The 14,576-nt window shown below is 35.8% G+C and carries 13 protein-coding genes; all 13 read left to right on the top strand.

The features are described 5' to 3' along the window. Window positions 1–33: 33 nt before the first annotated feature. A complete protein-coding gene (locus AC0KSB_RS03665; protein WP_472306840.1) occupies window positions 34–1,509 on the top strand; it encodes an FGGY-family carbohydrate kinase in 1,476 nt (491 codons plus the stop codon). Between the two features lie 199 nt (window positions 1,510–1,708). Continuing rightward, on the top strand, window positions 1,709–3,178 hold the full coding sequence (locus tag AC0KSB_RS03660; protein ID WP_472306838.1) for an ABC transporter substrate-binding protein: 1,470 nt from the start codon (window positions 1,709–1,711) through the stop codon (window positions 3,176–3,178). 67 nt (window positions 3,179–3,245) lie between these two features. After that, window positions 3,246–4,187 (top strand): carbohydrate ABC transporter permease, encoded by a 942-nt coding sequence (locus tag AC0KSB_RS03655; RefSeq protein ID WP_472306836.1) that lies wholly within the window; start codon window positions 3,246–3,248, stop codon window positions 4,185–4,187. Window positions 4,188–4,201: 14 nt separating this feature from the next. After that, complete coding sequence (locus AC0KSB_RS03650; RefSeq protein ID WP_472306834.1) at window positions 4,202–5,029, top strand: carbohydrate ABC transporter permease; 828 nt, start codon at window positions 4,202–4,204, stop codon at window positions 5,027–5,029. Between the two features lie 11 nt (window positions 5,030–5,040). After that, window positions 5,041–6,165, top strand: coding sequence for an ABC transporter ATP-binding protein (locus AC0KSB_RS03645; protein ID WP_472306832.1), 1,125 nt, complete (start codon window positions 5,041–5,043; stop codon window positions 6,163–6,165). A gap of 11 nt (window positions 6,166–6,176) precedes the next feature. After that, window positions 6,177–7,289, top strand: coding sequence for an ABC transporter ATP-binding protein (locus AC0KSB_RS03640; RefSeq protein WP_472306830.1), 1,113 nt, complete (start codon window positions 6,177–6,179; stop codon window positions 7,287–7,289). Between the two features lie 28 nt (window positions 7,290–7,317). Beyond that, window positions 7,318–8,394: an alcohol dehydrogenase catalytic domain-containing protein gene (locus AC0KSB_RS03635; protein WP_472306828.1), complete on the top strand. Its 1,077-nt coding sequence runs from the start codon at window positions 7,318–7,320 to the stop codon at window positions 8,392–8,394. Between the two features lie 104 nt (window positions 8,395–8,498). Beyond that, a complete protein-coding gene (gene rpiB / locus AC0KSB_RS03630; protein WP_472306826.1) occupies window positions 8,499–8,954 on the top strand; it encodes a ribose 5-phosphate isomerase B in 456 nt (151 codons plus the stop codon). 24 nt (window positions 8,955–8,978) lie between these two features. Continuing rightward, window positions 8,979–9,980: a dihydroxyacetone kinase subunit DhaK gene (locus AC0KSB_RS03625; protein ID WP_472306824.1), complete on the top strand. Its 1,002-nt coding sequence runs from the start codon at window positions 8,979–8,981 to the stop codon at window positions 9,978–9,980. 16 nt (window positions 9,981–9,996) lie between these two features. Beyond that, window positions 9,997–10,644 carry a dihydroxyacetone kinase subunit DhaL gene (gene dhaL, locus AC0KSB_RS03620; RefSeq protein WP_472306822.1) on the top strand — a complete coding sequence of 216 codons (648 nt, stop codon included), beginning with the start codon at window positions 9,997–9,999 and terminating at the stop codon, window positions 10,642–10,644. A 100-nt stretch (window positions 10,645–10,744) separates the two neighbouring features. Further along, the gene (locus AC0KSB_RS03615; RefSeq protein WP_472306820.1) at window positions 10,745–12,475 is read left to right on the top strand and encodes a sensor histidine kinase; all 1,731 of its coding nucleotides are present in this window, start codon (window positions 10,745–10,747) and stop codon (window positions 12,473–12,475) included. A 31-nt stretch (window positions 12,476–12,506) separates the two neighbouring features. After that, complete coding sequence (locus tag AC0KSB_RS03610; protein WP_472306818.1) at window positions 12,507–14,150, top strand: response regulator transcription factor; 1,644 nt, start codon at window positions 12,507–12,509, stop codon at window positions 14,148–14,150. Then, complete coding sequence (locus AC0KSB_RS03605) at window positions 14,140–14,520, top strand: hypothetical protein (RefSeq protein ID WP_472306816.1); 381 nt, start codon at window positions 14,140–14,142, stop codon at window positions 14,518–14,520. Before AC0KSB_RS03610 ends, AC0KSB_RS03605 begins: the two co-directional genes overlap by 11 nt. Window positions 14,521–14,576: the final 56 nt, after the last annotated feature.

Here is a 14,576-nt window from a genome sequence, read left to right as displayed (position 1 = left end):
TCTTTTTTGTGCGTTAAATTATTGGAGGTTACAATGAAAGATACTGTATTTGTTGGAATTGATGTAGGAACTACAAAGGTTAAAGCAGGTATTATCGATGAAAATGGAAAGATGATAGTGCTAAAATCCACCTCTGTAGATATACAAAGGCCTTTTATGGATGCTGTAGAAATAGATATGGCCGGTCTGTGGAGAAAAGTTGAATCAGTTCTCAAAGAATTAATTGCAGAATGTCCTGCAGATGTAATAAAAAAGATTTGTGGTGTAGGGGTCTCCGGACAAGGCGATGGCCTATGGGCAATTGATAAAAGCGGCTTACCTGTAGGTAATGCAATTTTGTGGAATGATACCAGAGCTAAAAAACTCAAACTAGAGAACTCTGATCTGATTGATAAGCTTTGCAGAGAAAATTATGTAACCCCATTTTTTACTGGTTCTATGCCCATGATACTTCAGTGGTTAAAAATAAATCAGCCTGAGAGATGTAAAAAGTTTCATAAAATATTTCATTGCAAAGATTGGATAAATTACAAATTAACAGGTGAAATTGTTTCCGATTATTCTGATATGTCAATATGCATGATGAATGTAAAGGAAAGAAAATTTGTTGATGACCTTTTTAGAGCAGCAGGACTGGAAAAGGAAAAGAAATTATTACCTGAAATTGTTACTTCAGATACTGTAATCGGTAAAATCTCGAAAGACGCATCCCTAGCAACAGGTATACCAGAAGGCGTTCCTGTTATTGCAGGTTCAATAGATGTAGCAGCAGTAGCAATAGGCCTGGGGGCATCGCAATCTGGAGATGCTTGTAGTATTTTGGGAACTACTTTATGCAGTCAAGTAGTTGTAGATGCCCGGAATTTAAATAAAGAAATTCAAGGCGGAGGAGCTTTATGTCACATAGCAGAAGGTTATTTGCTTAGATTTATGGCTACTTCAAGTGGAACGTCTGCACTTGACTGGGTAAAAACACAAATGTTTGAGTCAATGGGTTATCCTGAACTTGAAAAAATCATTTCAGGTTATGATATTGGCGCAAATGGTCTTGTTTTTCACCCTTACATTTATGGTGAAAGAGCTCCCTTTAATAATCCAAGAGCTACGGGAGGTTTTTTCGGTCTTCTTTCTTCACATGATAAATATCATCTTGCTAGAGCTGCGTTTGAAGGTGTTGTCTTTTCAATAAAAGATTGTTTTGACAATTTACCTGAAACAACTGAACAAATAAAAATAGGTGGAGGCGCTGCGAAAAGTGATCTTCTTTGCACAATGATTTCGGACTGTTTGGGTAAAAGAGTTATACGTCCGTCAACAACAGAATTTGGCATTAAAGGGATAGCGGCTACTATTGCAAAAAGTCAAAACTTAAGAGCAGATTATAATATTTTCGCAAGCAGTGATCAGACCATGTTTGATTTTGATAATGATAAGCATAAAAAATATGTTGATGCATTCGATGTTTTTAAGCGACTTGCACAAGATATGACGAATTTTTGGAATCGTTGAATTTTATAAATCAAAAAATATTTTAGGAAATCAAAAAATATTATAGAAAAAAACAGCTGATTTTTCACTGATAAAAAGAATATTTGCAATAATTGAAATATTTTCCATTACCTTGGTTGTGCATTTGCTATATGATGAAAGCGATCCGGATCTGATATATGCAGCAATATTCACAAAGAAAACTAAGGGAGGAAAATTAATGAAGAAGAAATTGACTAAGACTATTTCATTGCTTCTTGCTGTTGTAATGCTGATGGCATTGGCAGCTTGTGGTGGATCATCTGACACAACTACAACCGCTGCTCCTGCCCAGACAACAGCTCCTGCTGATGGTGGCTCGGACAATGGTGGTGATTCAGACAATGGCGGAGCTGTTGACGGTTTCAACTGGTTGCAGGCAGAAGGTAGCAAATTGAGAGTTCTTCTCAATCAGCATCCATATGCAGAGGCTATAGTTAGTAAACTAGATGATTTTACTGCTTTAACGGGCATAGAAGTTGAATATTCTCTGACTCCAGAAGAAAATTATTTTGACAGAGTTACAACTTCATTGAATAGTCGTTCTGGTGACCCGGATATCTTCATGACAGGTGCTTATCAGGTTTGGGAATATGCACCGGCCGGATATATTCAGGAACTAGATGAATTCTTAAATGATCCTACAAAAACCTCACCTGATTATGATTATGATGATTTTTATAGTGGTATAGTGGGTGCATTGAAATGGGATCTGGTAGCAGGAAATAAAACTGGAACAGGTCCACAATGGGCTTTGCCTCTTGGTTTTGAAATGTATACCCTTGCCTATAATAAAAGAATTTTTGATGAGCGTGGACTTCAGCCACCAGAAACTATGGACGACCTGCTTGCTTTATGTGAAGAATTGCAGGAATTCGATGGACCTGGCTCGTATGCACTGGCTCTTAGAGGAAGTAGAAACTGGGCAACTATCCATCCAGGATATATGACTACTTTTGCCAGCTATGGTGCTCAGGACTTTGCAATTGAAGATGGCAAACTTGTTTCTAAGGTTAATTCTCCAGAAGCTGTTGAAATGACGGATAAATGGGTTGAGTTAATCAAAACAGGTGGGTCTCCATCATGGTCTAGTTATACTTGGTATCAGGCAGGTGCTGATCTTGGTGCCGGGAAAGCTGCAATGTTGTATGATGCCGATATTAATGGATATTTCCAGAATCCCGAAGGAGCTTCACAAGAAGCTGGTAATATAGCATGGGTTCGTGCTCCGCTGCCGGAAGGTAAAACTGAAATCAATTCTAATATGTGGACATGGGCGCTTTCAATGAATTCTTCTTCAAATAATAAGGATGCAGCATGGTTGTTCATGCAGTACTTTACTTCAAAAGAATATGCTTTATGGTCTGCTGTGAATGCAAAAGCTGTTGATCCGGCAAGACAATCAGTCTTTGAGGATCCTTCATTCCAGGCTGTAATTGATGTAGCAGAAGGCTTCTCAGAAGCATTTGTAGCTACTATCGATAATACAAGCATACAGTTTACTCCACAACCACACTTCTTTGAAACCACTACTGAATGGGCCGCAACACTACAGGATCTTGTAGGCGGTAACTACTCAAGCACACAAGAAGCGATGGATGCATTGAAAAATAAAATGGACAATGCAGTACGAGATGTAGAAATCGGATAGTAAGTAAAACATAAACAAAATAGGGGGGCATTGCAAAATGCCCCCTGATTAACAGGGGGTAAAACAAGTGGCGAAAAAAAACAATTCTGACATTGTAACTGCCACCGATGTCAGTGTCTACAATAAAATTCCATTAAAAGTTAAAATCCGTCCATATTTGATTATTGCGCCAGCACTATTAATAACCATAGGTATACTATATCCGTTTTTTACTGCCATATTTTATTCGTTTACCAATTTTACCTTCAGATCAACAGAGTGGAGATTTGTCGGATTTAGAAACTGGATAGAAGCTTTTAAAGCAAAAGAGTTCTGGCATGCAATCTGGGTTACTGCAAAATATGCGGCAGCTACTACAATTCCGCAAATGTTATTAGGTTTAGGAATAGCTATATTGTTAAGCAGAGAAACCCGTTTTACCAAAATTCTTCGAGTTGTTCTTATTTTCCCGTTGATGGTTGCACCTGTCATTGCAACATTAATATGGCAGCTGATGACGAATAATTCAGTAGGAATTATTGAAAAATTTCTAAATTTATTTGGCATATATAATTTCCCGTGGGCATCGTCTTCTAGCACTGCTCTTTTCACGGCAGCGTTGATAGATTTTTGGGTTTACTGTCCATTTGTAATAGTACTTGTATTAGCAGGTATACAATCTTTGCCCAAATCGCCTTTTGAGTCTGCAAGAATCGATGGTGGTTCTGCCTGGTTTACTTTTAAGACATTAACGCTTCCTATGCTGAAGCCATTCATGTACATTGCTCTTATTTTTAGACTTATGGCATCAATGCAAGAATTTGCCATTATCTTCTCACTGACAAAAGGTGGTCCCGGTGATACTTTGATGAATTTGTCGGTAACAGCTTATAACACAGGATTTGCTTTTATGAATTTTGGTAAATCACTACCTTATATTCTTGTGTTGTGGGTAATTATATACATTATTAGCAAGAAGCTTGTCGGTAACTGGCTTAAAGTTCAAAAACAAGCATCAAGTGAGCAGTAATTGGAGGTATATAGATGTTCTCAGAAAAACAAAGTTTGCTTTCGCGATTTTTACAGACTTTACTGCTGGTGATATATGCAATATTTGCACTTTTCCCGTTGCTGTGGATGGTTATTATAACTTTTAAAGATAATATACAAATGTATAATACAACTTTCTTTTTTACACCGACCTTAGATAACTACAGAATAGTACTTCTGGAATCAGAATACTTTAAGTATTTTTTCGATAATGTAATAGTAAGTGCGGGTGCAGTGGTTGTATCTGTTATTGTTGGTGTTCCTGCGGCATATGCACTGGCAAGATTTCATTTCAAGGCAAAAGAAGATCTGGCTTTTACTATACTTTCATTTAGATTCGCTCCTGAGATTCTGGTAATTTTGCCATTATTCATGATCTATCAAAAAATAGGTCTGTATGATACCTATTTGGGATTAATCTGGGTTTATCAGCTGATCACACTTCCTTTACTCATCTGGGTTGTCAGAGGATATTTTGAAGATATTTCTGTTGAGATAGAACAGGCTGCACAACTTGACGGCTATCCTTGGTACTATGTTTTCTGGAAAATTCTTTTGCCTCTGATAAAACCGGGTCTGGTAGCCTCTGCCTTATTAGCATTTATTTTTGCATGGAACAGCTTTACTTTTTCACTTTTATTAAGTGGATTTCAGATTCAGACAGTTACGGTTGCCTCTCTTAGATACATAGCTTCAGACACTGTTAATTATGGTCAAATGGCTGTTGCTGCGTCTATTGCAGTGTTGCCCGAAGTTATTCTGGCATTAATAATTCAAAAGCATCTCGTTCGTGGTTTGAGTTTCGGTGCTGTAAAAGGATAAGGAGAAGATAGATGGCTAATATATCCATAAGTAATATAACTAAAAAATTCGGTAAGAATTTAGCTCTGGACGATATAAGTCTGGATGTGAAAGATAAAGAATTTTTCGTTCTTTTTGGCCCTGCAGGAGCAGGTAAAACTACAATACTTAAGACCATAGCTGGAATTGAGTTCCCCAATAATGGAGTGGTAAAATTCGATGATAAAATCATGAATCTTGTAGACCCTGCTGAGAGAAATGTTTCAATGGTTTTTGAGAATTACGCATTATATCCGCATATATCAGCTTTTGACAATATAGCTTCTCCGATGCGCAGTCCTTTGCATAAGAAAAGCGAAGATGTTATTAAAGAAAAGGTTTTGCACATAGCCAAGCTAATGAAAATAGATCATTTGATGGATAGGCTTCCTGCAAAAATGAGTAATGGACAACGGCAGCGTGTTGCTTTAGGCCGGTGCCTGGTCAGAGAACCAAATGTTTTTTTAATGGACGAACCGCTTGCTCATCTTGATGCAAAGCTTAGACATTTTATGAGAGCTGAACTAAAAGAAATGCAATCGAATTTTGATACTACTACCATATATGTAACACATGACTATATGGAGGCTCTGAGTCTTGGTGACAGGATAGCAGTTATTAATCATGGCAAGATCGAGCAGATAGGTACAGGCAGCGAAGTTTACTATACTCCCAAAAATATTTTTGTTTCTCAGCTTTTTGGTGATCCGGAGATAAATATTATTGAAATAACACTGGAAAAAAATAGTGAACGTTTATCATTCAAGCTTTTTAATTCTTTGGAGAATATAATTTTACCAGAAGATGTTGAGTCTGTATTGAGACGTAATAAAGAAGATCATTGCTATATGGGGATAAGACCGATAGATATCTCTTTTAGTCTTGAGCCCAAAGATTCATCTTTCATTAAGGGTACAGTGTATTCTGTTGAACCAATGGGTAACAAAGCCGTTCTTAATGTAAAAGTTTCTGACCAAATTATGCGCTTAGTCGCACCTAATGATTTTAGCGCAGAAATGGACTCAGAAATTTTCATAAGCTTGAACATTAAAAACGCTATGTTCTTTGATCATCGAACAGAGGAATTAATAGCTCGACACAATATAGAACAATATTAAGGGGTGAAAAAATGGCTAAGCTGGTTTTGAAAAATCTGTACAAGATGTACGATAATAAAAAGAAAAAGAAAAAAAATGCGCCCCAGGATACTTATGCTGTAAATAATCTTGATTTGATTTGTGATGATGGTGAATTTGTTGGTATTTTGGGGCCGTCAGGCTGTGGCAAAACAACAACATTAAGAATGATTGCTGGCCTTGAGGAAGTTACAAAAGGGCAGATTTATCTTGATGATACTTTGTTAAATGAATTGCATCCTAAGGATAGACAGATCGGTCTTGCTTTTGAAGATTATGCTTTATATCCTCCGTTAACTGTTTATGACAATATTGCCTTCAATTTACGGGCGAAAAAAATGACTGAGGAAAAAATAAAAAAAGAAATTGACAGAATTGCACCTTTGCTTAAAGTTGAAGATTTACTGCATATGAAACCTTCAGCCTTGAGTGGTGGACAAAAGCAAAGGGTCAATATTTCCAGAGCGCTTGTTCGCAAACCCAAACTACTTCTCTTGGATGAACCATTATCTCACCTTGATGGCAAAATGAGGCAGATACTGAGAACTGAAATAAAAAGACTTCATAAGGAAGTTGGCTGCACAACAATAATTGTTACTCACGATCAGCTTGAAGCGATGTCTTTGGCAGATAAAATAGCAATTATGAAAGATGGTGAGTTGCAGCAATTTGGAACTCCCGCTGAGGTTTACGACGATCCGGTAAATGTTTTTGTCGCAGGATTTATAGGAGAGCCTCCGATGAATTTGAATAGCAGTCTTATTGCTGAAGAAGCAGGAAAATTATTTTTCACATTCCCGGGTAGCGATGTAAAGATTGGCGTACCATCAAAATACCTTTCAATTCTGAAAAACAATATGAAGGTGACTTTGGGTATAAGACCTAATGACTTAATGATTTCAGAGGATGGTACTCCTGTTAAAATCGCTGTTTTCGAAAACCTTGGAGATGAGAAGAGAATCGGTATAAGAATAGGTGATGAATATCTTACTTTAATTACCAGTGACAGTAAATTATATCAGCAGGGAGATACTATCCTTATAAAAACAAGCGAAGAGAAAACACATGTATTTGATATTGAAACAGGGGATAAGATTATTGTCTGATAACAATTATTTTAAGGAGGAATTAAAAATGACTTTGCCAAAAACTATGAAAGCAGTAGTAGCCTACAGCCAGAGTGATTACAAATTTGAGTCCAATTATCCTATGCCTGAATTATTTGAGGGTGATTTGCTCATAAAAGTTGAAGTTTGCGGTATATGTGCCGGTGATGCCAAAGCTCATCATGGTGCTGCTATGTTCTGGGGTGATGAAATTCAGCCGTCATGGGTCAAAACTCCTTTTATACCTGGACATGAATTTATCGGAGAAGTAGTTGCAATCGGAGAAAATTATACCGGCGATATAGAGATTGGTGATAGAGTAGCCTCAGATCAGATTGTACCTTGTTGGGAATGTAAATTTTGTAAAACAGGTAAATACTGGATGTGCCAAAAGCATGATATATATGGCTTTCAGCAAAATGTAAATGGCGGTATGGCTGAATACATGAAACTGCCGAAAGGTTCTTTGGTCTACAAAGTGCCTAAATCTCTTACGGTTGAACAGGCTGCATTGATAGAGCCATATGCCTGCTCAAAACATGCAGTCGACAGAGGACAGATTACTAATGAGGATATAGTGGTTGTTTCAGGCGCCGGTACATTGGGTCTGGGAATGATTACCTATTTAAGAATGAAAAATCCTTTGAAACTTATAGTGCTGGATATGAAAGACGAGCGTCTTGACCTGGCCAAAAAGTTTGGTGCGGATATTGTTATGAATCCAGGAAAAACTGATGTCACAAAAGAAATAATGGATATGACTGATGGCTATGGGTGCGATGTGTATATTGAAGCAACTGGACATCCTTCAAGTGTTATTCAGGGTCTTGCAATGATAAGAAAGCTTGGACGTTTTGTAGAGTTCAGTGTTTTCAGTGGGCCTACAAATGTTGATTGGAGCATTATAGGAGACAGAAAAGAACTTGATTTGTATGGTGCACATTTAAGTCCATATTGCTTCCAGCCGGTTATTGACTGGATATCAGAAGGCAAGCTGATGACAGAGGGTGTTGTGACTCACAAATTTGGTCTTGAAGACTGGGAACATGCCTTTGAAATGGCAGGAAAAGGTGAAGGTTCCATGAAGGTTGTGCTAATACCTTGATTTCCAGTCAGATTTACCCCTTAACCGGTTTGGGCTCCGCGATACATAATTCTGTTAAGTGCCGCGGAGCAATCTGATTATAATAAGAGATGGAGGTTATTTAGATGCGTATTGCGATTGGCTGCGATGAAGCTGCCTGGATACTAAAAGATAAAATGAAAGAGTATCTTGAAAAGGAAGGTCATATTATCGATGATTATGGAACTGTTAATGGCGAACCTGTTTTATATCCAGATATAGCTACAGAAGTATGTCATTCAATTATTCGTGGAGAAAATGAAAGAGGGATTCTTCTGTGCGGAACCGGTATAGGTATGGCAATTGCTGCTAATAAAGTAAAGGGTATAAGAGCAGCTGTTGGACATGACCTTTTCTCTGTTCAAAGATCCAGAAGAAGTAATGATGCCCAGGTTTTGACTTTTGGTTCTAGAGTGATTGGCGAGCATTTAGCCTTGGAACTTCTAAAGGTATGGATGAATTGTGAATTTGAAGGTGGAGGCTCTGCTGAAAAGGTAGATAGAATTAAATTTTATGAAGCGATTGATGTGAAAACTAATTAATAATGTTCAATAGAGGAGATCAATATGCAAAGAATAATTAATGATAGAGATCAAGTTGTTGAGGATATGCTAAATGGTTTTTTGAAATGCCACACCGATATTGTTGCTGCTACCGATAATTCACGTACAGTAAAGTATATAAATGCGCCTGTCAATGACAAAGTTGGAGTTGTAACTGGAGGGGGATCAGGCCATAAACCGGCTTTTATTGGATATATCGGTGAAAATATGTTAGATGCTGTAGCAGTTGGAGAAGTTTTTTCGTCACCTACGGCAAAAGCTTTTTATGATGCTTTTAGAGCTGCTGATTCAGGTAAAGGCATAGCATGCCTCTATGGTAATTATGCAGGCGATAATATGAATGTGAAAATGGCCGTGGAGCTTGCTTCCGATGATGGCATAGAAGTAAAAACAGTTGTAGCAAACGATGATGTTGCCTCTGCTCCCAAAACCGAAAGAGAAAAACGCCGAGGTGTGGCAGGAGAAGTAATAATGTGGAAAATAGGGGGGGCAAAAGCTGCCAGGGGAGCCTCCCTGGATGACGTTATCGCTTCGGCGCAAAAAGCTATTGATAATACCAGAAGTGTGGGAATAGGTTTAACACCTTGCACGATACCTGCTGTCGGTAAACCTAATTTCCAGATAGAACCAGGCAAGATGGAGCTGGGAATAGGCCATCATGGTGAACCAGGAATTGAAGTGACAGATCTAAAAACAGCTGATGAAATGGCTGAAATGATGCTGGATATTATTCTGCCTGATTATCCATTTGTAGCAGGGGACGAAGTCTCGGTTCTGGTTTCGGGGTTAGGTGCTACACCAGTAATGGAGTTGTACATATTATTTGACAAGGTCGAAAAAATACTCTCAGAAAAAAATATAAAAATACATAGATCATATGTAGGCAATTACTTTACATCACTCGAGATGATGGGCGCTACGTTGACTATTACCAAATTAGATGATGAGCTTAAAGACTTGCTTGATGAAGAAGCAAATTCTGTAGCGTTAAAACAGTTTAGATAAGGGGAGAGTAATATAAATGGATTATTTTCTTTCTACAAAAGGTGGAATTATTGTTGATAAAATTATAAAAGCTATTCAGGAGAACAGGGATTATCTCAGTGAGATTGATGGTCTGATCGGCGATGGTGATCACGGAATAAATATGAATAAGGGTTTTTCACTATGCGAGAAATATCTAAAGGACGAAAAAGATATTCCTTTAGCAAAAGCTTTAAAAACACTTGGCAGAACTTTACTGCTTGAGATTGGCGGTTCAATGGGGCCTCTTTATGGAACCTTTTTCATTGAAATGTCAAAAGAATGCGATGTTGAAAACATTGACGCAGAAGTATTTGCAAGAATGATGGAGTCCTCTGTGGCAAGCCTTATGAATGTTGGTAAAGCAAAACCAGGAGATAAAACACTTCTGGATACTGTTGTTCCTGCTCAGCTTGCATATAAAAAAGCTATCAGCGAAGGGAAAGATTTTATAAGTGCTCTTAATGATATGAAAGAGGCCGCTGAAAAAGGCAAAGAGTCTACACGTGATCTTGTTGCTAAAGTGGGAAGAGCAAGCAGACTTGGAGAAAGATCCAGAGGTGTTCTGGATGCCGGAGCAACATCTTGTAATCTGATTTTGCAGGCTATGGCAGACAGTATGATAACTTGTTTGAATGAAAAATGATATGTTGCAAAAGCACTTTACAAAAGTGTATTATTTCATGTGTTGACCTGTTAAAATAACATTTGTTTAAACAAGCCGAAATGGTAATGTGTGCAATTATATGATTAAATGGCCATTCATTTCTATAAGACAAAAAATATTTGCAACAGTTTTACTGTTGATATTGTTGTTGTTCATTATAATAAGTACGATAGTTTATTTTATGTTCATGAGATCTTTTGTTCAAAGCGAAGTAAATAATACTATTAATAGTACGAATAATACCAATCACAATCTTGATTTTATTTTGCGTCAGGTAGAAAATACTGCGACTATCATTTCGGCTAATAACAGCATAAAGCAAGAAGTTGAAGCACATCGAAGTTCCGGAACAGTACATCAGATTTTATCACTTGATATTTTATCTAATGTTCAGGATATAGTAAGTGGAATTCATATTATTACTCCTGACCAAAAAATATATACCAGTTCCGGATCGATTGATAAAAATTATGAAATGATGCTACTGGATTATCTGAATATGCAAAAGGATAATCCGGAAGCAATCTATACCGGATTACAGACAGTTACTCTAAGTACAGGATTTACATTTTCGGCTGTTTCGTATGTGCGGCCTATTTTTGATTATGTTATGGATGACCCGATATCTGTCCTTGTTGTTGATATAGATTATGTTCGTTTGAGAGAGATACTTACTGCTACTTCTTTAGATGATAAGGAATGGGTTCTGATTACTGATGACAAAAATAATCGAATTTTCAATTATCCTTATAATATGGTTCTGGATGATCAAATGAAGGAAATGCCGCAGTTTTTTAAGAGAAATACTGTGGAGTACGATAAAAATATTTTTGGTAATAAAATGATTGTTGCCTCAATATTTCTTGAAAAACCAAATTGGACAATTATCAGATTTATTCCATATGATAGAATACAAGATGAAATAGATAGTATACAACTTAGAAATGTTATCATAATATTATTAGCTGTTTTTGTATCATTTATTATTTCTTATTATATTGCAAGAATAATTACTTTGCCGATAAAAGAAATACATGCGCAATTTAAGATTGCCGAAAAAGGTGACTTTTCGGCGAGAGTTAATATTTCTAGCAGGGATGAATTTGGGGAACTTGGCATTGCATTTAATAAAATGGTTATACGTCTGAAAGCGCTCATAAATGAGCGTCTTAAAGAACAAAAACAGAAGTCTGATTTTGAGTTTGAAATCCTGCAAGCGCAGATTAATCCTCATTTTCTATACAATACATTGGACTCAATAAAATGGTTGGCAGTTATTCAAAATGTTGACAATATTGCTGAAGTAATCAATGCTCTGATTAATCTTCTAAAATATAATATTTCTGTTAAAGCTGCCTGTGTTTCACTTTCAGAAGAAGTTGATAATATAAAGAATTATATAATTATACAAAGATATAGATTCGGTAATACTTTTGATACCAATTATGATATTTCAGTTGATGCTTTAGAATGTGGAGTTTTACATTTTATGCTTCAACCATTGGTTGAAAATTCGCTTTTGCATGGGCTTGAGGGAATAGATTATGCTGGTCTTATAACAATCAGAGCTTATACTGAAAATGATAAGCTTTTTGTCGTTATAAGTGACAATGGTGTCGGGATTGATGAAAAAACCTTAAATAATATAAGGAGTAGTGATAAAAATAACAAATTTAACCGTATAGGAATTAATAATGTAAGGGATAGAATTAAGCTGTATTTTGGGGTTGAATATGGATTAGACATTCTTAGTGAGAAAGATCAAGGAACACAGGCGACTATCTGCTTGCCGATTGTAAAAATGTCTTAAAGCAGGTAGTAATAAAAGTCAGGTGGAACAGATGATAAAAATTCTTATAGCAGATGATGAACTAATTGTCAGACTGGGCTTGAAGACAACTATAGATTGGGAGAAAAATGGCTACACTATAGTAGGAGAAGCGTCTAACGGAAAAGATGCCTTGGATCTGTTTGTAAAATTTAAGCCTGATATTGTTATAACAGATATAAAAATGCCTGTAATGGATGGCTTAACATTAATTGAGGAACTAAAGCATAGCTATCCTGATGTCAAGGCAGTTATTTTGACTCACTATGATGATTTCACTTATGCCAAAAATGCAATTAATCTAGGGGCTTCCGAATATTTATTAAAAACCGAGCTTACGGAAGAAAAACTTCTTAAGGTTTTAAGAAAATTGCATGATCAGATAAAAAGTGAAAGAAATTCAGGTGATAAAACTATAAATTCAGCTCTTAACAGCCAAAACATAATTGATGCTAATCAAAGGTACAAAATTTTAAAGGCAATTGTAGAAAACAATTTAACTAATAAAGAATCTGCATTAGAATATCTTAATAATCTCTCCTCTTCGTTTGGCGGTCTGGTTTTCCGTGTGGTTTGTTCAAGCTATGATCTTGATAATACTGCTGTTAACTATGATGACTCATCCAAACTGTATTATTCTTTTGATACAGTGACCAAAAATATAATGAGCAAAAAAGGCTGGCAACATACGATTTTCCTGGATAGAAATAAAATCGTTTTCTTGTTGATTAAAGAAACTTCTTTAGAAGAAAATCTGGATAATGATATTATTCAGTTGAAAATTAATATAGAGCAATATCTAGGGCTTAAGCTTAAATTTGGTGTAAGTAATATAGTTGATGATATATCTCGAATTACAGAAATATACAATAATGCTTTAAGGGCTTGGTCTTTAAGTTATTTTGAAACAAATTCAGTTCTTTTTTTTGATAAGCATGTACCAGTGACAGAAAATATTGATTGCCCGCAAATAGATCTTTATGTTGTCCGCGATTTATTGCAGGCAGAAAAGATTGAAGGCCTGATTCAATATATGGATGGAATTTTTGAAAAAATAGAGCAGGGGAAAAGTATTGATTGTGTCAAAAAGTGCTTTATTGACGCATTAAGTATTGCCAAAATAACCTTTAAAGAATATGCAGGCAATAGTTTTGAAGAAAATATGATAAGTGGAAAATTTGATTATGATGTTTTCGATACTATTACATGCTTTAAAGAAGCAAAAAATTATATATATGATTTATATTTTTTACTGTTTAATTTTCTTAAAGGAGATGTTAATGGACTGGAGAAATATTCATCTTATACTTCCTTGTGTATATCATATATAAAGAGTAATTATAAAAAAGCAATTTCCCTAACTGATATGGCTGAATATGCCGGAATAAGTAAATGCTATCTGAGCCTTGTTTTTAGACAGGAGACGGGAACAAATATTTCTACATATCTGACTAATTATCGGATATCAAAAGCAAAAGATCTTATTGCTTCAACTAATATGAAAATATATGAGATTGCTGAAGAGGTAGGTTTTGATAATCCTTACTATTTCAGTAAGGTTTTTAAGGATATAACAGGGGAATCATGCAAAAATTATAAAAACAGAAAAGCCAAAGAAAACGATATGCAGGCAGAAGGAATGTATAATGGAAAATGAAAAAAGAGGCAATAAAAATTTTGTGATATATTTTAAGGTCATTGTTTTATCTATGGCTTTAATGTGGTTACCATGGTTATTTATTACTTTTTCAACATTTTTGCGTAATATAGTTATTTTTCAACCCTATTCTGTCATGTTTATATACTATCCAATCATATTTGTAATTTGTGGAGCTGTATATAGAAAAAATAAAATTAGTCTAATATTATCATTAATACTTAATTGCAGTATTTTTTCTATTATAATAAGTTTAACAATAGGGGTTGAAGCTATTCAATATTTAATTTTTTATTTGTTTTTTGTTGTTATAGGACATTTAACCATGAATCTTATTTGCAAATCTAAAGAGGCAGATAAGAAGGAATAAAATTATAAGGTAAGTAATCGAGAACATTTATTTAACGGATATGCAAACCAGTCAAG

The sequence above is a fragment of the Ercella succinigenes genome, assembly GCF_900002895.1.
The sequence above is the reverse complement of the archived record's forward strand: the minus strand, read 5'-3'. Positions and strand labels throughout refer to the sequence as shown.